Raw genomic sequence first — 19,713 nt, 5'->3', positions numbered from 1 at the left:
TTATATAGGGCTAAATTGATAAATCGCAAAGTTTTGCGCCTGTAAATTAAAATTAATTGTGATAGCATGGCTGTTAGAAATAATAACAATACTCTTAATACCCAATACCGGGTTGTTGAGAGCTGATACTGAAGGAATGTGATATCAAATGACTGATCTCGCCAATGAAATTCTGCCAGTCAATATTGAAGACGAGTTAAAAAACTCCTACTTAGATTACGCAATGAGCGTAATAGTAGGACGTGCATTACCAGACGTACGTGACGGCTTAAAACCTGTTCATCGCCGCGTTTTGTTTGCAATGAACGAGCTTAGTAATGACTGGAACAAGCCTTACAAAAAATCGGCCCGTGTGGTCGGTGACGTAATCGGTAAATACCATCCACACGGCGACAGTGCAGTTTATGACACGATAGTTCGTATGGCTCAGCCATTCTCACTACGTTATATGCTTGTAGATGGCCAAGGTAACTTCGGTTCGGTTGATGGTGATTCAGCAGCGGCAATGCGTTATACAGAAGTACGTATGGCAAAAATGTCGCATGAGTTATTAGCCGATCTTGAAAAAGAAACGGTTGATTTCGTTCCTAACTACGACGGCACTGAGTTCATCCCTGACGTGTTACCTACGAAAGTCCCTAATTTATTAGTGAATGGTTCGTCGGGTATTGCAGTAGGTATGGCTACAAATATACCACCACATAACTTAACTGAAGTTGTGAACGGTTGTTTGGCACTTATTCAAAATCCTGATTTAACTATTTTAGAGTTAATGGATTATATCCCTGGTCCTGATTTCCCAACGGCTGCAATTATCAACGGTAAAAAAGGCATTGAACAAGCCTATTTAACTGGCCGTGGTAAAGTGTACATGCGTGCACGCGCCGACGTCGAAACCGATGAAAAAACAGGCCGTGAAACAATCATCGTTCACGAAATTCCTTATCAAGTTAATAAAGCCCGTTTAATTGAAAAAATTGCAGAGCTTGTTAAAGATAAGAAAATTGAAGGTATTAGTGCACTACGTGATGAATCAGATAAAGACGGTATGCGTATCGTTATTGAAATTAAACGTGGTGATGTAGGCGAAGTTATTTTAAATAACTTGTATTCACAAACTCAGTTACAAACTGTGTTTGGTATGAATATGGTTGCATTAATTAACAACCAACCTAAGTGTTTTAATCTAAAAGAAATGCTTGAAGAGTTTATTATTCACCGCCGTGAAGTAGTAACTCGTCGTACCGTGTTTGATTTACGCAAAGCGCGTGACCGTGCTCATACGCTTGAAGGTTTAGCAATTGCGCTTGCTAACATTGACCCAATTATCGAGCTTATTCGTAAATCACCTACACCTGCTGAAGCTAAAATTGCTTTAACTGCACGTCCGTGGGAATTAGGTCATGTACAAGGTATGCTTGAAAAAGCAGGCGAAGATAATGTAGCCCGTCCAGATTGGCTTGCTGATGATTTAGGTATTCGCGACGGTCAATACTATATTTCTGAGCAACAAGCTCAAGCAATTCTAGATTTGCGTTTACACAAGCTGACTGGTCTTGAACACGAAAAAATCTTAACTGAATATCAAGCGTTATTAGAGTTAATTGCTGAGCTACTTTATATTTTGGCAACACCTGAGCGTTTGATGGAAGTTATTCGTGACGAACTAGTTGAAATTAAAGCGCAGTATGGCGACGAACGTCGTACAGAAATTAATGCAGCGGCTCACGATATCAGCCTTGAAGACTTAATTACCGAAGAAAACGTTGTTGTAACGCTTTCTCACGAAGGGTATGTGAAGTATCAGGCATTGTCTGATTACGAAGCACAGCGTCGTGGTGGTAAAGGTAAGTCAGCAACGAAGATGAAAGATGAAGATTTCATTGAACGTCTGTTAGTTGCAAATACACACGATACTATTTTATGTTTCTCTACGGCCGGTCGTTTATATTGGCTTAAAGTGTATCAGTTACCACTAGCAAGTCGTGCAGCGCGCGGTAAGCCAATTGTTAACCTGTTACCACTTGAAGCTGATGAACGTATTACTGCTATATTGCCAGTACGCGAGTACGCAGAAGATAAATATATCTTTATGGCAACTGCATTCGGTACAGTTAAGAAAACACCATTAACGGCTTACAGTCGTCAACGTGCAAGCGGTATTATTGCTGTTAACTTAAATGATGGCGATAGCTTGATCGGTGTTGATATTACCGATGGTAGCAACGAAATTATGTTGTTCACTGATGCAGGTAAAGTTGTACGCTTCAAAGAAGCTGAAGAAACAACAGTTGTTGATGAAAACGGCAACCCAGTATTAGACGAAGAAGGTAACCCTGAGATTCGCTTCAAAGGTGTTCGCCCAATGGGTCGTACTGCTACAGGTGTTCGTGGTATTAAAATGCCAGACGAGCAACGCGTAGTATCGTTAATTGTACCAAAAACTGACGGTGCTATTCTAACAGTAACTGAAAATGGTTACGGTAAGCGTACACAACTTGAAGATTACCCATCTAAGAGTCGTGCAACACAAGGTGTTGTATCAATTAAGGTGAGTGAACGTAACGGTGCTGTTGTTGGTGCTGTGCAAGTTGATGACAACGATGAAATAATGATTATTTCGAATCGTGGTACCTTAGTACGAACTCGCGTTAATGAAGTTTCAACGGTTGGACGTAACACACAAGGTGTTATTTTGATCAGAACTATTGACGGAGAGCAAGTAGTTGGTTTACAACGTATAGAAGAGATTGAAGTTACAGAAAGTGACTTAATTGATATTGAAGACGTTGAAACAGTAGATACGGTTATTGATGAAGTAGCGGATGATAATCCTCCTTCAGAATAATTGATATTGAAAAAGCGGCCTTGGCCGCTTTTTTTAATGTTGTTGAAAAAAATTAATAGGGTGTGAAATTATACTCATACCAATTCGCTTAATTAAGAGATCTATTTTGAGGGTGGAAAAACGTGTTGATAGCTAGGCAAAAAATTCGCTATTTAGTTGTTCTAAATGAGAATTTTTTAACGCAAGTAGCGACACGTTTAGCCCCGCAAAATGATTAAGTATTATTGCGGATTGGTATTATTCATTAAATTTTAAAGGTTTAGCGGATTGGTATTAAATGTTCATGCTTAGTAGTTAAATTACTGGAATGAGGCAAAGGTAATGAGTAAATATAATTTTTGTGCGGGGCCAGCTATGCTTCCGCAAGCGGTTATGAAAAAAGCGCAAAAAGAGTTTCTAGATTGGCAAGACCTAGGTGTGTCTGTGATGGAGATTAGCCATCGCAGTAAAGAGTTTTTAGCGCTTACAGCTAAATGTGAAGCTAGCCTTCGTCGCCTAATGAATATTAGTGATGAATTTGAAGTGCTGTTTATGCATGGTGGTGGTCGTGGCCAGTTTAGTGCTGTGCCATTAAACTTACACCAAGAAGGCAAAACAGCGTTTTATTGCGAGAATGGCGTATGGTCGAAAAGCGCCAGAGATGAAGCGAATAAGTTTACTCAAACGTCTTTTACGGATGTCCGTAATGATGCTGATGGTGAGTTTTCAATTAAAGACGTTGCTGATTGGGAATTACCAGAAGACGCTGCGTACATCCACTATTGCCCTAATGAAACTGTCGATGGCTTAGAGATTTTTGATGTACCAAGCCACCCAACAGCTCCGATTATTGCTGATATGTCTTCAACTATTTTATCGCGTGAGATAGACGTTAATAAATTTGATTTGATTTACGCTGGTGCGCAAAAAAATATCGGTCCATCGGGCATATCAATTGTTATTGTTCGTAAAGCATTACTTGAGCGCGAAGGTTTGCCAAAGCCCGGTATTTTAGATTACGCACTTGAAGCAAAGCAGGGCAGTATGTTTAATACCCCACCTACCTTTGCTTGGTATTTAGCGGCTGAAGTATTTGAATGGCTTGAAAGCAATGGTGGGGTAAAAGCCATGGAAGCACAAAATATTGCTAAAGCAAATTTACTGTATGATTTTATCGATAACTCAGATTTTTATTCAAATATAGTCGCTAAACATTGCCGCTCACGCATGAATGTTCCATTTTGGTTAAACGATGAAAGCTTAAATAGCAAATTTGTTGCTCAATCAAACGAGGCCGGTTTACTTGCACTTGAAGGTCACAGAATTGTGGGCGGTATGCGCGCAAGTATTTATAACGCTATGCCTCTTGAAGGTGTTCAAGCACTTGTAGATTTTATGGCTGCATTTGCAAAGGAGCACAGCTAATGGAGCAGCTCCGTTTAGAACCTATTTCTAAAGTAAATGGCACGGTAACCCTACCAGGTTCAAAGAGTCTATCGAACAGAATTTTATTATTAGCAGCACTGGCAAACGGTACCACCGTTGTAGAAAACTTACTTGATAGTGACGATATACGCCATATGCTGGGTGCTTTAAAGTTATTAGGCGTAAATGTAACTTTAAATGATGAACACACTGTAGCGACCGTAAAGGGAGTTGGTGGTGTGTTTAATACACCTACTGAGCCCTTGTTTTTAGGTAATGCAGGTACTGCTTACAGACCTTTAACGGCTGTACTTGCTGCCGTTGCTGGTGAGTATGAGCTAATTGGCGAGCCACGTATGGAAGAGCGTCCGATAGGTCACTTAGTTGATGCTCTACAAGCGCTTGGTGGTGATGTTACCTATACAAAACACAAAGACTATCCACCACTTAAAATTGTAGGTGGTCAAATAAAAGGTGGTGAGGTTGAAATTGACGGTAGTATTTCAAGTCAATTTTTAACGGCTCTATTAATGGCAGCGCCATTATTTAGCGGTGATACAACGATAACGATTAAAGGTACTTTAGTATCTAAACCTTATATTGATATTACGCTTGATGTAATGGCACGTTTTGGTGTTAGTGTTGAACACAGTAATTATGCAACTTTTAAAGTTAACGGTGGTCAACAGTATCAATCACTCGAACGAATTATGGTTGAAGGCGATGCATCTTCTGCTTCTTACTTTGTTGCTGCGGCTGCAATTGCTGGCGGCGAGATTGAAATTAAAGGCGTGGGTGCTAAATCAGTTCAAGGTGATATAGGCTTTGCTAAAGTAATGGAGCAAGTAGGCGCAAAAATCGATTGGTATGATGAGCGTTTAGTTGTTCGCAAAGGCGAATTAAAAGGCGTAGATATTGACGCTAATGCAATTCCTGATGCTGCTATGACCCTTGCAACTGTTGCTCTTTTCGCTAAAGGCCCAACTGCCATTCGTAACATTTATAACTGGCGAGTAAAAGAAACAGACCGTTTATATGCGATGGCAACTGAGCTTAGAAAAGTAGGTGCAGAAGTGGTAGAAGGGCATGACTTTATAGAAATCACACCGCCTAAACACTTCAACGATGTAGCAATAGACACTTACGACGATCACCGTATAGCCATGTGTTTTGCAATGGTTGCCGTTGGTGGAAAGCCAATAACGATTAATGATCCAAAGTGTACCTATAAAACATTTCCTACATTTTTCAATGTTTTAGCGTCAGTCAGTGAATAAGCTAATTAGAAGTAATTACAAAAGTTACACACTAATAGCAGATATATTTTAATAACTGACGTATAATGTCGCGGTTTATTTAGGTGTGCATTGGAGGAGGTTTTAAATGCAGGCGTTATTAATGCCCGTGATCACCGTTGATGGCCCAAGTGGTTCAGGTAAAGGAACTGTTTGTCGCTTGTTAGCCGACAAGTTAGGGTGGGATGTATTAGATAGCGGTGCGATTTATCGCGTTTTATCTTTAGCTGCACTTCATCACCAAATTGCATTAGATAATGAAGAAGGGCTTGTCCCTCTTGCTGCAAATTTAGATGTGCAGTTTTTGGTAGATAGCCAAACTAATGCAGGAAAAGTTATTTTAGAAGGCGAAGATGTAACCACTACTATTCGTAATGAAGAAGTAGGCGCTGCAGCATCAAAAGTTGCAGCATTACCTCGCGTTCGTGAAGCGTTATTACGTCGCCAGCGTGCATTTCGCACTGAAAACGGCTTAATTGCCGATGGCCGTGATATGGGCACTGTGGTTTTTCAAGATGCGCCGTTAAAAATATATTTAACAGCAAGTGCAGAAGAGCGTGCTCGTAGACGCTTTGTTGAGTTGAATACGCGCGGTCTTGATGTTACACTAAGTGGTCTATTACAGGACATTCAAGCTCGTGACGAGCGCGATATGAATCGTGCCGTTGCTCCGCTTGTACCTGCAGATGATGCTATTGAGCTTGATACTAGCGAGCTCAATGCACAGCAAGTGTTTGATAAGGTAATAACTTTATTGGATATTGCAATCTCTGAAGGTAAGCTTCCTAAACGAAGCTAAAACACATTTTATGCGCCAGCAGGATGCCAGTGCTATTTTAACAACCCCATGCAGCATGGTTGCTTATTGGTATAATATATAGAGACGTATATTCGTATGTCAGAAAATTTTGCGCAGTTATTTGAAGAAAGCTTAAAGGGTTTTGAAGCAGAGCAAGGCTCTATCGTTAAAGGTACAGTAATCTCAATCGAGAACAACATTGTACTTGTAGATGCTGGTCTTAAATCAGAAAGTGCTATCCCTGCTGAGCAGTTCAAAAATGCTGCTGGTGAACTTGAAGTTGCTGTTGGCGACGAAGTAGATGTTGCACTAGATGCAATTGAAGACGGTTTCGGTGAAACTATACTTTCTCGTGAGAAAGCTAAGCGTCACGAAGCATGGATCCGTCTTGAGAAAGCATGTGAAGAGCAAGAGACTGTTACTGGTGTTATCAACGGTAAAGTTAAAGGCGGTTTCACAGTTGAAGTTGATTCAATCCGTGCTTTCCTACCTGGTTCACTTGTTGATGTTCGTCCAGTACGTGACACAACTCACCTTGAAGGCAAAGAGCTTGAATTTAAAGTAATCAAGCTTGACCAAAAACGTAACAACGTTGTTGTTTCACGTCGTGCAGTTATCGAATCTGAAAACTCACAAGAACGTGAAGAGCTTCTTGCTAACCTTGTTGAAGGCCAAGAAGTTAAAGGTATCGTTAAGAACCTTACTGACTACGGTGCATTCGTTGACCTTGGTGGTGTTGATGGTCTACTACACATTACTGATATGGCTTGGAAGCGTGTTAAGCACCCTTCAGAAATCGTTAATGTTGGCGACGAAATCGCAGTTAAAGTTCTAAAATTCGACAAAGATAAAACTCGTGTATCTCTAGGCCTTAAACAGCTTGGTGAAGATCCATGGGCAGCTATCGCTGGTCGTTACCCAGAAGGTTCTAAACTTTCTGGTCGTGTTACTAACCTTACAGATTACGGCTGTTTCGTGGAAATCGAAGAAGGCGTTGAAGGTTTAGTACACGTTTCTGAAATGGATTGGACTAACAAAAACATCCATCCTTCAAAAGTTGTTAGCTTAGGCGACACTGTTGAAGTTATGGTTTTAGAAATTGACGAAGAACGTCGTCGTATTTCTCTTGGTCTTAAGCAATGTATTGCTAATCCTTGGCAGGAATTTGCTCGTCTACAAAACAAAGGCGATCAAGTTACTGGTAAGATCAAATCAATCACTGACTTCGGTATCTTTATCGGTCTTGACGGTGGTATTGACGGTCTTGTACACCTTTCAGACATTTCTTGGAATACACCTGGCGAAGAAGCTGTACGTGAATTCAAGAAAGGCGACGAAATCACTGCTATCGTATTGCAAGTTGACCCAGAGCGTGAACGTATCTCTCTAGGTGTTAAGCAAATCGAAGCTGACCCATTCAATAACTACCTTGATGCAAACAAAAAAGGTGCTATTGTTAAAGGTAAAGTGACTGAAGTTGATGCGAAAGGCGCAACTGTTGAACTTATCGAAGGCGTTGAAGGTTACATCCGTGTAGCTGATATCGCTCAAGAACGCGTTGAAGATGCAACTACTGTTGTTTCTGTAGGCGACGAGATTGAAGTTAAATACGTTGGTGTTGATCGTAAGAACCGCACTTTAAGCTTATCTGTAAAAGCTCTTTTCGAAGCAGAAGAGAAAGAAGTACTAGAGAAGCTTAAGAAAGAAGAGCCAGTGTTTGAAAACGCAATGGCAGCTGCTTTCGCAAATGCACAAAAAGACTAATATATAATTAGTTTTTAGTTGGAAGGGCATTTTTTGCCCTTCCTATATCTCTTTTTAAGGAAACGCTATGACTAAGTCAGAACTGATAGAAACACTTGCGGAACAACACGCACACGTTCCAGTGAAAGATGTTGAGAATGCTGTAAAAGAAATTCTTGAACAAATGGCCGGCTCATTATCTACTTCAGATCGTATTGAGATCAGAGGTTTTGGTAGTTTCTCTTTGCATTTCCGCGCTCCTCGCACAGGTCGTAATCCTAAGACAGGCGATACAGTTGAGCTTGAAGGAAAGCATGTACCTCATTTTAAACCAGGCAAAGAATTACGCGACCGCGTAAATGAAAGCATTGCCTAGTTAACTTAGTGGAGTAGTTACTTGTTCAAGGTATTAAAAATTATTCTGGTTGCGCTATGCCTCATCAGTGCATTTGTATTAGGGTCACAAAACCCACAGTTAGTACAAATAAATTATATTATAGCCAGTAATACACTACCTTTAGCTGTAATAATAAGTATCTGCTTTTTATTAGGTGTTTTAGTGGGTTGTTTTATTAGCTTTAAATTGTTTTCACAATTAAAGTGGCAAAACTACCGCTTAAAAAAACAATTAGCGCCTGAAAAAGATAAAAAAAAGCTTGCCGCGAATAAAGACACCTAACTATGATTGAGCTTTTGTTTTTACTATTACCTGTTGCCGCCGGTTACGGCTGGATTATGGGTAAAAACAGTGCTAAAAACCAAGCTCATCAACTAAATCGTCAGATCACTTCTGAATACAGCAAAGGCTTAAAGTTTCTACTCGACAGAGAAGAAGACCAAGGCTTAGAGCACTTGATTAATTTGCTTGAAGTTTCAGCTGACTCTGTTGAACACTATTCTACACTTGCCACCATGTTTCGCCGTAGAGGTGAATTAGACCGCGCAATTAAAATTCATGAACTTCTATTAAAACACCCAGGCTTAAATGAACAACAAGCTGCAACTAGCCGTTTAGAACTTGCCGAAGATTATATAATGGCTGGTCTACTAGATAGTGCAGAAGAGCACTTAGTTTGGTTAGTTAAGGCTGGCCATGTAGAAGCGCTAGACCCTATTATTACTTTATATTCGCAAACCCGTGAATGGGAAAAAGGCATCAACATGTTTGAAGCCCACAGCGAACTATTTTCAAAAGAACAACAATTTAAAGCGATTGCTAATTTTTATTGTGAATCAGCTTTAAGTGATAACACACCCCAACTAATGAGAAAAGCGATTAGCTTAAATTATAAAGCCGTACGTCCGCTTTACGAGTTAGGATTAGTTGCTTACGCGAAAGAAGATTACGTTAAAGCTATTTATTACTGGCGTGAGCTTGTATCACAATTCACTTTGTTTGCGCCGTTGTTTATTGATGAGCTAGCTCACAGCTATAAACAATTAAATTTAACGCATCAATTCCATGAATTAGTCAGTGACTTGTTAGAAAAGGGCGGTGTATTAATTAAAATAAAACATTGCCAAGCATTGCTTGAGCAAGGACACACTAAACAAGCCTTTGAATTTCTAACTGATAGCTTAAAACGTCAACCTACTATACGTGGTTTCAGTTTTTTACTGCAATTAATGGGTGACCAAAATAAAAATACTAAAGAAGTACTTAATGAAATTGATAAGCTTGTAACCTCTTATATTGCTACAAAACCTGATTTCCAATGTCAGCATTGCGGTTTTACAAGCTACACCATATATTGGAATTGCCCTTCTTGTAAGCATTGGGAAACCATTGTTCCAAGTCGAGGCTTAGACGGATTTTAATAACCCCTTAAATAATATCGGATTTAACTATGATAATTTTAGCAAATTAAACTGAGAGTTTACTGGGTTGGAATTTTTTGATGTTGTGTCTATATAAATTTCTCTACACCTTCTCTCAAATTACCAGCTAGCACTATTGCATTAAATCTACTTATACAATTACTTTATATCAATTCGCTTAATTAAGTGGTCTGTTTTGAGGTAAGAAAATTGTGTCGATAACAAGGCAAAAAATTTCGTAATATTATTGTTCTATATAAGAAATTTTTAACGCAGTTAGCGTCAGATTTGTTCCTCAAATTGATTAAGTATTATTGCGGATTGGTATTATAGCCATACATTAGGATAGTCATGTCTTTCGAACACTCAAAAAAAATTCTTATAGCATTAGATTACGATGATCAAGAGGTTGCTTTAAACTTTGTTAAACAACTTTCTCCTGATACATGTCGTCTTAAAGTAGGCAAAGAGATGTTTACTTATTTTGGACCTACATTTGTTAAAGAGTTAATTGATTTAGGTTTTGATGTTTTTCTAGATTTAAAATTTCATGACATCCCTAATACAGTAGCTAAAGCTGTTACTGCAGCTGCGAAAATGGGTGTGTGGATGGTAAACGTTCATGCTTCTGGTGGTTTTGAAATGATGAGCAAAGCTAAATCGGCTCTAGAACAATTTGGCGATAAAGCGCCATTACTTATCGCGGTTACTGTATTAACAAGCATGGATGAAACAGAACTAAAGCGTTTAGGCGTTGATAAATCTGCTCAAGAGCAAGTTATATATTTAGCTAAGCTTGCAAAGGAAGCTGGGCTTGATGGCGTTGTGTGTTCTGCACAAGAAGCAAAAGCTTTAAAAGCAGAGTTAGGTGAGAACTTTAAACTTGTAACACCAGGTATACGTCCTGAAGGCAGTGATGCTGGCGATCAAAAGCGTATTATGACTCCTAAGCAAGCAATAGATGCAGGAAGTGATTATTTAGTTATAGGACGACCTATTACTCAGGCGGATGATCCCGTAAAAGTGCTTAGTGATGTTAATAGGTCTATAGCATAATTTAACAAAAAGCAGCAATATAGTGCTAAAAGCCCTTACCTCATGTGTATTTTATGTTACATTATTAGGATTGAAATGTAGTAGGGGTTTGTTTTGAAGTTATTATTAGGTTTTATAATTATTATTGTTGCGGGTTTTTCAGTAAATAAAAATCTTTTTTCTAATAAAGCATATGATGATGTTACATCAGTAACAGATATAATCACGAATTACCCTGTCAATATGTTCGATTTTAAACAAACAATGCAAGATTATGCACACCACCTGTGTTACAAAAATGAGGATACACTTACATCTCAGCATATAACAGTAACTGATTGCATATCTAAGCTTGATGATAAAAAAATAGAATGCGAAAAGAAGGTTTTTCGTTTGGCACCGCTTAACCTAGAGTCAAAAGGTGAAGTGCTTGATTATTCAAGGCAATATACGCAATGTACATTGCCTTATAAGTATATTTTAGGTTAATTACAAACAGATAATATTAGTAATTACAGCCTATTATTTATAATTAAGATCTTAAGCGAATGGATTTCGCTTCAATATCTATCAACTCTTGTTTGAATAATCCACCAATTGCTTTTTTATAGTTAGCTTTACTAGTAGAAAACATCTTTTTTATTGCTTCAGGTTCAGATTTATCACCTAATGGGATAACACCACCTTCATTTTTTAGTTTTTGCATAATAGTTTCACCAAGGTCACTTACTTTTCCCATACCTGGTTTTTCTAATACAACATCAATTTTTCCGTCTTCACGTACTTTTTGAATGAAGCCTTTAAGCTTTTGACCCACAAATAAGCTTTTAAATACCATATTATAAAAAACAACACCGAAATGCGATTCTTCAATTAATACCTTGTAGCCAATATCTGTTTTGCCAGCAACAATTAAATCCACTTCTTGTAAGTGAGTATATTGCGGCTCATCTTTAGATAGGAAGCGATTAAAGTTGTTTGATGCACAAATACGTTGGCTTGCATTATCAAGGTACAAACGAACTAAATATGAGTAACCTTCTTGCATGCGTGGTTTTTGTTCGTTAAACGGGGTTAGTACATCTTTCTCAAGACCCCAATCTAAAAATGCACCAATACTATTAATTTCTTTAACGCGAAGCAGGGCATATTCACCTACTTGTGCGTGTGGCTTTTTAGTTGTGGCAGTTGCTAAGTTAGCGTTGTCTAAAAAGATAAATACACTAATGCTATCGCCCGCTTCAAGCTCATGTTTAATTTCTTGTTTTGGTAAAAACACTTCACCTAAATCATGACCATCTAAGTAAGCACCTTCGTTACTCACTTCTTTTACAAATAATGTTTGTGTGGTTCCTAGGTAACTCATAATTATTCCTGCTCAGTCTTTTTTTTACGGCGCATTGGTGTATCGCCATCAATGTTCATTGGTGCTTTAATTGGTGCTGTTGGCTTTTTAGGTTTGGCTTTGCGTTTAAATACAGGCTTTTTAACAGCGGCGGATTTTTCTTTAGATTTATCCCACGTTGCCTCAGGCTTTTTCTCTTTTAAACCTTTAAACTTAGCTTTTAAGCCCTCTACGCTCGCAAATTTTAACTCATCATTTAAAAATGCTTTAATAGCTAAGTAACTTGCCCAATCTTTTGGGCCAACTAATGAAATTGCGTTACCTTTAAAGCCAGCTCGTCCTGTACGACCTATGCGGTGTACATACTCTTCAGCGTGTTTTGGTAAATCAAAGTTAATAACATGCGTTACACTTAGTAAATCTAAACCACGAGATGCAACATCGGTGGTGATTAATATTTTAAAGTTTTCGCGACTAAACGAATCCATTATATCTAAACGTTTATTTTGTGTTAAATCACCAGCAAGCGCTACAGACTTGAAGCCTTTAGCATTAAGCGCTTCACTCAAGCGACTCGTGTCAGAACGTGTTGCTGTGAAGATAATGCATTGACCAACATCATCTTGATTCAAAAAGTGCTCTAATAGCGCTTCTTTGTGATCAAGGTGATCGGCTAGATATAAAGTTTGTTTAATATCGCTATGTTGCTCGTTCGCTGCACTTAGCGTAATTTGCTTTGGTTTTTTTAATAGGTTACGTGATAGAGCATCTACTTGAGCATGGTCAAGTGTTGCAGAAAATAATAACGTTTGACGTAAACGGTGATTAGCTTGCTCGTTAATCATTTTTAACTGCTCGGTAAAGCCTAAATCTAAAATACGATCGGCTTCATCAAAAATAAGCAGTTCTAGTCCACTCAATTGTAATGAACGTTTTGTAATGTGATCAGCTAAACGCCCTGGTGTAGCAACTACGAATTGTGGGTCGTTTCTAAGTGCTTTTATTTGGTCATTAAAGTTTTCACCACCAAGTATTTTTACGGCCTTAATGGCTGTGCCTGCAATTAATAAACGCAGCTGAGTAAATACTTGCGTAGCAAGCTCACGAGTAGGAGCAACAATAAGTACACGAGGATCGCGTTTACTGAGTGCTTTTTGTTTCATAACCCTTTGTACAGCAGGTAATAAAAACGCCAAGGTTTTGCCCGACCCAGTTTTAGACTGAGCGAAAATGTCATGCCCTGCAAGTGCGGTAGGCACTGCATGCGCTTGAATATCGGTGGGCTGGGTGATCCCTTGATGTGCTAGTTGTGTTTCAAGGCGTGTATCAATCCCAAGATCAGTAAACTGCAATGTGTGTTTCTCCAAAATGAGCAAATTAAGTCTATAAATTTATCAGCGCATTATAGCTTACACAGATAGGTCGCTAACAGTAAAAACCAATCTATAGCGCTATTTTTTGCAATTAAACTAAAAAAGCGTAAAATACGCGCCCCATATGCGCCGGATTTACGATTCGGTAAACGCCAATACTGGCTAATAAGGCAAAATAGGAAATATAATGACTGTTGTTCATAAAGATAATGTAACGGGCGATCACTTTGTAGTATGTGCGCTGTATAAATTTGTTGGTTTACCTGAATTTGAAGCTATCCGTAAGCCGTTGCTTGAAGTGATGGAAGCAAATGAAGTACGCGGTACTTTACTACTCGCTGCCGAAGGTATAAACGGCACTGTTTCTGCAAAACGTGAAGGGATAGACAACTTATTAGCATGGCTTGATGAGCAACCAAATTTAAAAAACATCGTAACAAAAGAATCTTACGATGATGAATGCCCGTTTTACCGCACTAAAGTAAAACTAAAAAAAGAAATTGTAACGATGGGCGTTGAAGGCGTAGATCCGCTTAAAGTTGTGGGTAGCTATGTAAAGCCAAATGAGTGGAACGCACTTATATCTGACCCAGAAGTAATTTTAATTGATACACGTAATGATTACGAAATTGAAATTGGTACATTTCAAAATGCAGTCGATCCAAATACTAAAACTTTTCGCGAATTTCCACAGTGGGCTAAAGAAAACTTAGACCCTGAAAAACATAAAAAAGTAGCGATGTTTTGTACCGGTGGTATCCGCTGCGAAAAATCGACGGCCTACATGAAAGAGCAAGGTTTTGATGAAGTTTATCATCTTGAAGGCGGCATTTTAAAATATCTAGAAGAAGTGCCAAAAGAAGAAACCATGTGGGAAGGCGAATGTTTTGTATTTGATAATCGAGTTGCGGTTGATCACGACTTACAAAAGGGCTCTTATGATCAATGCCACGCGTGCCGTATGCCAATTACAGAAGACGAAAAGTTAAAGCCTGAATACATGGAAGGTGTATCTTGTCATCATTGTATTGAAGAAGTGACAGACGAGCAACGGACACGTTTTGCGGAGCGCCAAAAGCAAATAGAATTAGCGCAAGCCCGTGGTGAAGGTCATATTGGTAATGAGGCACAAGCTGTTTTACAGCAACGTAAAGAAGCCAAAAAAGCCCAAAAAGACGCTCAGCGTGGTAAATAAATTTTTACAATAAGTATTACATTTAAAGAGTCTATTTAGGCTCTTTTTTTGTGCCCAAAATTGTGCAGTAATTGTTTTCACACTCCGATGATAGTGTTAATCTGCAAAACATATTTAGTCATTTTAATGCGCATACAGGAAGGGATTTATGCAAGCCGAACAAGTTGAAATCGCACAATTTTTAGCACAACATCCTCCTTTTGATGACTTACCTCAAAAAGCGCTTAATGAGCTAGCTCAACAAGTAGAAGTTGCTTATTTTAGAGCAAAAACAGACATTTTAAGTTTTGGACAAGACATATCTGATTTGTATGTGATTAGAAGTGGTTCTGTAGAAATGTATCGCCGAAATGGTGAGCTATACAATCGTTTGGCCATCGCAGGAATATTTGGTCAAATGGGTTTATTGATGAACCGTAAGGTGCGTTTTCCTGCAACTGCTCTTGAAGATACGTTAGTTTATTGTATAAATGTTGAGCTATTTAATCGTTACTGTGATGAGTTTGATGCGTTTGCTGATTACTTTGAAACAGATGGTAACGTGCGTTTACATCAAGCTATTGTTGAACAAGCTGATGGCAATGACCTTACAACCGCTAAAGTAAAATCATTAATTCACAGAGATGTAGTCACCGTAGATGCAACATCTACAATACAAGATATCGCTAAATTAATGACCGAAGAGGCGGTATCGTCAGTTTTGGTAACCGATGTAAATAAACCAATAAACGACGATCCTGAGGAAGATGATGGACAAGTCGTTGGCATAATAACCGATAGGGATTTACGCTCAAAAGTAGTGGCTAAAGGGCTTGATTTTAACACACAAGCAAAAGAGATTATGTCTACTAACTTAGTGCTTTTAGATGCTAATGACTATATTTTTGAAGCGGTACTGGCTATGCTCAGAGATAATCTTCATCATTTACCCGTAGTACAAAAAAGACGTCCTATAGGAGTTATCTCCCTCTCTGATATTTTACGTTACGAATCGCAAAGCAGCTTATTACTTGTACGCGGCATACTTGCTCAACAAACAATTGAGGATTTAGCGCATTATGCACGCCAATTACCCAATGTTTTTGTGCGTATGGTTAACGAAGATGCAAATTCACACATGATTGGTACTGCCATGGCCGTTATCGGACGTACTTTTAAACAAAGATTACTTGTATTAGCTGAAGAAAAGTTTGGTCCACCTCCCGTTCCTTATTGTTTTATTGCACTGGGCTCCATGGCTCGCGACGAGCAACTTATTGTAACTGATCAAGATAACGCACTAATTTTAGATGACAGTTACGACGATGAAAAACATAACGCGTACTTTCAAAATATTGCCGATTTTGTGTGTGATGGCTTAGCGCAGTGTGGTTACACCTACTGTGATGGAGAAATAATGGCGTCGTTTAAAAAATGGCGTAAAACTCGCTCAGAGTGGTTCGATCAATTTGCTGATTGGATAGCCCAGCCAAAACCACAAGCACTGCTTAATAGCTCTATATTTTTTGATTTAGACGGTGTGTGGGGCAAAACCAAGTGGGCCGACGAGCTTAAAATATTTATAGCGAAACAAAGTAAAGTGAATCGTATATTTCTAGCAAATATGGCGGCAAATGCTCGAAATAGGACACCACCTCTTGGCTTTTTTAAAGGCTTTGTTATGGAGCATAACGGCCAACATAAGCGTTCAATGAACTTAAAACGAAGAGGTACTGCACCACTTTCTGATGTTATACGTGTACACGCATTAGCTATTGGTTCGCGTAAACAAAACTCGTTTGAGCGATTAGAAGATATTATTGAAGCTAAGCTATTACCGCAGGGTAAAGCGCAAGATTTACGTGATTCACTTGAGTATATTGCCATGATGCGAATTCGCCATCAAGCGTGGCAAATAGAGAAGGGCGAAGAGCCTGATAACGACTTAGACCCACATTTACTGTCTCCTTTTGAACAGCGAAACTTAAAAGAGGCATTCGCTATTTTAGAAAAAGCACAAAGCTATTTAAAATTTAGCTACACAGCAAATTCTGGTGTGAAGTAGCCTATGAATCCGCGTAATTACAAAGCAGTTGATTGGCAAACTAGATACAACGAGCTTGCCAACAACACCGAAAATAAACTTCTAAAACACTTTTATGCAGGTGCTTATAACCAAGATAAAGCCGCTGTAGAAGATGTGCCTTTTGTAGCAATGGACTTTGAAACAACAGGTTTAAATAGCCAGAACGACGATATAGTGAGTGTTGGCTTAGTGCCGTTTAATTTAAAGCGTATTTATTGCAAACACAGTCGGCATTGGGTTGTTCAACCAAGACGTAACCTGCATGAAGAATCTATTTTAATCCATGGAATAACGCACTCTGAGGTAGACGACGCTCCTGATTTTAACCGAATTATTGAACCTTTACTTGAAGCGCTAAGTGGCAAAGTTGTCGTGGTGCATTACGCTGCAATAGAGCGACATTTTTTAAATAATGCGTTATTACTTAGGCTTAAAGAAGGTATTGAGTTTGCACTTGTTGATACAATGGAGCTAGAAAAAAGAGCACTAAAAGCAAGGCAGGGAGTATTAGGTCGATTGTTTAACACAAAACTTGGATCGCTCAGATTAACAGATTGCCGCGAGCGATACTCATTACCTCCATATAATAACCATAATGCTTTAACGGATGCGCTTGCTACAGCCGAGCTCCTACAAGCGCAACTGAGTCATCATTACCGTGTAGATACTCCAATTTCAGAGTTGTGGGTATAATACTAATACGCAATAATGCTTTAATGATTTTAGGGGTTAAACCTGACGCTAGCTGCGTTAAAAATCTCTCATTTAGAATAACTAAATAACGAAATTTTTGCCTTACTATCGATACGATTTTCCTGCCACAAAATAGATCACTTTATTAAGCAAATTGGTATGATTTTAAATAGTTAAACAAAAAAGCGCCGCAAAAATTGCGGCGCTTTTGTTACTAAGTAAAAGTGTTACTTACTCAAAGTATTATTTAATTGAGCGAGGCTCAGTTCGTAAACCTAAAACTAAGCTTAAACACATAAATAACAATACAATAGTGAAAGGTAATCCTGCTGATACAGAGCCAGCTTGAAGTGCTTGAATCGCTTCAGTCCCGCCTATCCAAAGTAATGCAGCGGCTACCGCACCTTGAGTCACAGCCCAAAAAATACGCTGTGGTACTGGAGCATCAATTTTGCCACCGGCAGTGATTGAATCAATTACCAAAGAACCAGAGTCCGATGAAGTAATAAAGAAAACCAATACTAAAATAATTGCTACAAATGATAAAATGTTCGCCATAGGTAATGCATCAAACATTTGGAACATAGCTAAAGGTACTTCAGTTAGGCCGTTAGCACCTAGTTCACCTACACCGTTGATTACTTGATCAATTGCAATTCCGCCGTATATAGACATCCATAAAATAGTAACAGCAGTAGGAACAAGCAATACCGCAATTAAGAATTCACGAATTGTACGACCACGTGATACACGCGCGATAAACATACCTACGAACGGTGACCAAGAAATCCACCATGCCCAATAAGATACAGTCCACCCGTGCATCCAAGTTTCATCTTCACGACCATGAGGATTACTTAGTGGGATGATATTTTCTATATACCCCATAACAGTAGTCGGGATATTACCTACAGAAACAGCAAAGCCTACTAAAAAAACAAAGATAAGCAAAACTAAGGCGATTAGCATATTGGCATTACTAAGTACTTTAACGCCGCCATCAATCCCACGAATTACTGAAACAATAGCTAAAAGTGAAACACCTATAATGACTAAAATTTGTGAACCAACTCCGCCTGAGGTACCAAATACATGGTCTATTCCTGCAGAAGCTTGCTGTGCCCCAAGTCCTAAAGAAGTAGCAAGACCAAACAGGGTTGCAAGCACGGCTAAAATATCGATGAGGTGACCTGGCCAGCCCCATGCTCTATCACCTAAAATAGGATAAAAGATAGAACGAATAGACAGTGGTAAGCCTTTATTATAAGTAAAAAATGCAAGCGAAAGCCCTACAACGGCATAAATAGCCCACGGGTGAAGGCCCCAGTGAAACATAGTCGCACCCATTGCTACTTTTGCCGCCTCGGGTGTATTAGGTGTTACATTCAGTGGTGTTTCAAACCAGCCTGTATAATAAGCAAGTGGTTCAGCAACGCCCCAAAACATTAAGCCAATACCCATTCCCGCAGCAAATAACATAGCTAACCATGAGATACGTGAATGAGTCGGTTTAGCATCATCACCACCTAAACGAATGTTACCGTAAGGTGAAACAATAAGCGCTAAACAAAAAACAACGAAAAAATTAGCAGCCCACATAAATAAGGCGTCAAAGTTATTGATAATATCTGTTTTTATACCATCAAGAGCAGATTTAGCCGTTTGTGGATCGGTAACAAGAATGGCGATTAAAAAAATGACAATCAGTCCGGCACTTATGCCGAAAACAGAGTTATGTATATCAAGCCCCCATTTTTGTACGTTGTCTTGACCTACAGTGTAGTCTGTACTGTCAATACTATATTTGTCATGATTTTCCTTCATGCAATACCTCTTTAGTTGTCCTAACAAGCCAAAATAAATTCGGCGTCATATCGAATTACATTAGCCTTTAAATATTAAGTAAATGTAATACCATAATTATTTGAAGACTAACTAATTTGAAGAGTGATCATACAGCTAGTAGTGTATGAGTTAAATATTAAATGTAAATGAATTTGCATTTAAAACGCTGTTTATATAGCCAAATTCATGATTCTTTTATTTAAAAAGCCCTAAAATTGTAAATTCAGTGAACGTTAAAATTTAGTTTGCTATTAA

At 38.7% G+C, this 19,713-nt stretch carries 16 protein-coding genes; 13 read left to right on the top strand and 3 right to left on the bottom strand.

Annotated elements, in window-relative coordinates:
- Positions 1 to 148 precede the first annotated feature (148 nt).
- The 10 genes from gyrA (at position 149) to I6E70_RS12030 (ending at position 11,431) form a co-directional block, all read left to right on the top strand.
- Positions 149 to 2,848, top strand: coding sequence for a DNA topoisomerase (ATP-hydrolyzing) subunit A (gene gyrA / locus I6E70_RS12075; protein ID WP_007583046.1), 2,700 nt, complete (start codon positions 149 to 151; stop codon positions 2,846 to 2,848).
- Positions 2,849 to 3,169: 321 nt separating this feature from the next.
- Positions 3,170 to 4,252 (top strand): 3-phosphoserine/phosphohydroxythreonine transaminase, encoded by a 1,083-nt coding sequence (gene serC / locus I6E70_RS12070; RefSeq protein WP_197151488.1) that lies wholly within the window; start codon positions 3,170 to 3,172, stop codon positions 4,250 to 4,252.
- Positions 4,252 to 5,529 carry a 3-phosphoshikimate 1-carboxyvinyltransferase gene (aroA, locus tag I6E70_RS12065; protein WP_197188803.1) on the top strand — a complete coding sequence of 426 codons (1,278 nt, stop codon included), beginning with the start codon at positions 4,252 to 4,254 and terminating at the stop codon, positions 5,527 to 5,529. Before serC ends, aroA begins: the two co-directional genes overlap by 1 nt.
- Positions 5,530 to 5,635: 106 nt before the next feature.
- Positions 5,636 to 6,346, top strand: a complete 711-nt coding sequence (gene cmk, locus I6E70_RS12060; RefSeq protein ID WP_007583052.1) for a (d)CMP kinase — start codon at positions 5,636 to 5,638, stop codon at positions 6,344 to 6,346.
- 96 nt (positions 6,347 to 6,442) lie between these two features.
- Entirely contained in the window at positions 6,443 to 8,110 is a 1,668-nt protein-coding gene (rpsA, locus tag I6E70_RS12055) for a 30S ribosomal protein S1 (RefSeq protein WP_002961176.1), read from the top strand.
- A 67-nt stretch (positions 8,111 to 8,177) separates the two neighbouring features.
- Entirely contained in the window at positions 8,178 to 8,465 is a 288-nt protein-coding gene (gene ihfB, locus I6E70_RS12050) for an integration host factor subunit beta (protein WP_007583054.1), read from the top strand.
- A gap of 21 nt (positions 8,466 to 8,486) precedes the next feature.
- A complete protein-coding gene (locus I6E70_RS12045) occupies positions 8,487 to 8,768 on the top strand; it encodes a lipopolysaccharide assembly protein LapA domain-containing protein (RefSeq protein ID WP_007583056.1) in 282 nt (93 codons plus the stop codon).
- A 2-nt stretch (positions 8,769 to 8,770) separates the two neighbouring features.
- Complete coding sequence (lapB, locus tag I6E70_RS12040) at positions 8,771 to 9,907, top strand: lipopolysaccharide assembly protein LapB (protein WP_010552858.1); 1,137 nt, start codon at positions 8,771 to 8,773, stop codon at positions 9,905 to 9,907.
- 351 nt (positions 9,908 to 10,258) lie between these two features.
- A complete protein-coding gene (pyrF, locus tag I6E70_RS12035; RefSeq protein ID WP_007583060.1) occupies positions 10,259 to 10,963 on the top strand; it encodes an orotidine-5'-phosphate decarboxylase in 705 nt (234 codons plus the stop codon).
- Positions 10,964 to 11,056: 93 nt separating this feature from the next.
- The gene (locus I6E70_RS12030) at positions 11,057 to 11,431 is read left to right on the top strand and encodes a hypothetical protein (RefSeq protein ID WP_007583062.1); all 375 of its coding nucleotides are present in this window, start codon (positions 11,057 to 11,059) and stop codon (positions 11,429 to 11,431) included.
- Between the two features lie 43 nt (positions 11,432 to 11,474).
- Here the strand turns inward: I6E70_RS12030 and I6E70_RS12025 are convergent, their stop codons facing one another.
- On the bottom strand, positions 11,475 to 12,308 hold the full coding sequence (locus tag I6E70_RS12025; protein WP_197188802.1) for a CvfB family protein: 834 nt from the start codon (positions 12,306 to 12,308) through the stop codon (positions 11,475 to 11,477).
- Between the two features lie 2 nt (positions 12,309 to 12,310).
- Positions 12,311 to 13,639 carry a DEAD/DEAH box helicase gene (locus I6E70_RS12020; RefSeq protein ID WP_007583068.1) on the bottom strand — a complete coding sequence of 443 codons (1,329 nt, stop codon included), beginning with the start codon at positions 13,637 to 13,639 and terminating at the stop codon, positions 12,311 to 12,313.
- Between the two features lie 208 nt (positions 13,640 to 13,847).
- Between I6E70_RS12020 and trhO the strand changes: the two genes are divergently transcribed.
- The 3 genes from trhO (at position 13,848) to I6E70_RS12005 (ending at position 17,613) form a co-directional block, all read left to right on the top strand.
- Positions 13,848 to 14,855 (top strand): oxygen-dependent tRNA uridine(34) hydroxylase TrhO, encoded by a 1,008-nt coding sequence (gene trhO, locus I6E70_RS12015; protein WP_007583069.1) that lies wholly within the window; start codon positions 13,848 to 13,850, stop codon positions 14,853 to 14,855.
- Between the two features lie 148 nt (positions 14,856 to 15,003).
- The gene (locus I6E70_RS12010) at positions 15,004 to 16,899 is read left to right on the top strand and encodes a DUF294 nucleotidyltransferase-like domain-containing protein (RefSeq protein WP_007583071.1); all 1,896 of its coding nucleotides are present in this window, start codon (positions 15,004 to 15,006) and stop codon (positions 16,897 to 16,899) included.
- Between the two features lie 3 nt (positions 16,900 to 16,902).
- Positions 16,903 to 17,613, top strand: coding sequence for a 3'-5' exonuclease (locus tag I6E70_RS12005; RefSeq protein ID WP_169043594.1), 711 nt, complete (start codon positions 16,903 to 16,905; stop codon positions 17,611 to 17,613).
- Positions 17,614 to 17,856: 243 nt separating this feature from the next.
- Here I6E70_RS12005 and I6E70_RS12000 read toward each other — a convergent pair whose 3' ends face one another.
- Complete coding sequence (locus I6E70_RS12000; protein WP_007583074.1) at positions 17,857 to 19,437, bottom strand: BCCT family transporter; 1,581 nt, start codon at positions 19,435 to 19,437, stop codon at positions 17,857 to 17,859.
- Positions 19,438 to 19,713 lie beyond the last annotated feature (276 nt).

The organism is Pseudoalteromonas sp. NGC95, assembly GCF_015864705.1.
In the GTDB taxonomy this organism is placed as follows: Bacteria; Pseudomonadota; Gammaproteobacteria; order Enterobacterales; family Alteromonadaceae; genus Pseudoalteromonas; species Pseudoalteromonas arctica.
This window is presented reverse-complemented; position numbering and strand designations above follow the sequence as displayed.

What these genes read in the sequence shown, in the direction of transcription:
- gyrA (WP_007583046.1), top strand. Translation starts at nt 149, where the DNA reads ATGACTGATCTCGCCAATGAAATTCTGCCAGTCAATATTGAAGACGAG.
- serC (WP_197151488.1), top strand. Translation starts at nt 3,170, where the DNA reads ATGAGTAAATATAATTTTTGTGCGGGGCCAGCTATGCTTCCGCAAGCG.
- aroA (WP_197188803.1), top strand. Translation starts at nt 4,252, where the DNA reads ATGGAGCAGCTCCGTTTAGAACCTATTTCTAAAGTAAATGGCACGGTA.
- cmk (WP_007583052.1), top strand. Translation starts at nt 5,636, where the DNA reads ATGCAGGCGTTATTAATGCCCGTGATCACCGTTGATGGCCCAAGTGGT.
- rpsA (WP_002961176.1), top strand. Translation starts at nt 6,443, where the DNA reads ATGTCAGAAAATTTTGCGCAGTTATTTGAAGAAAGCTTAAAGGGTTTT.
- ihfB (WP_007583054.1), top strand. Translation starts at nt 8,178, where the DNA reads ATGACTAAGTCAGAACTGATAGAAACACTTGCGGAACAACACGCACAC.
- lapB (WP_010552858.1), top strand. Translation starts at nt 8,771, where the DNA reads ATGATTGAGCTTTTGTTTTTACTATTACCTGTTGCCGCCGGTTACGGC.
- pyrF (WP_007583060.1), top strand. Translation starts at nt 10,259, where the DNA reads ATGTCTTTCGAACACTCAAAAAAAATTCTTATAGCATTAGATTACGAT.
- I6E70_RS12025 (WP_197188802.1), bottom strand. Translation starts at nt 12,308, where the DNA reads ATGAGTTACCTAGGAACCACACAAACATTATTTGTAAAAGAAGTGAGT.
- trhO (WP_007583069.1), top strand. Translation starts at nt 13,848, where the DNA reads ATGACTGTTGTTCATAAAGATAATGTAACGGGCGATCACTTTGTAGTA.
- I6E70_RS12010 (WP_007583071.1), top strand. Translation starts at nt 15,004, where the DNA reads ATGCAAGCCGAACAAGTTGAAATCGCACAATTTTTAGCACAACATCCT.
- I6E70_RS12005 (WP_169043594.1), top strand. Translation starts at nt 16,903, where the DNA reads ATGAATCCGCGTAATTACAAAGCAGTTGATTGGCAAACTAGATACAAC.
- I6E70_RS12000 (WP_007583074.1), bottom strand. Translation starts at nt 19,437, where the DNA reads ATGAAGGAAAATCATGACAAATATAGTATTGACAGTACAGACTACACT.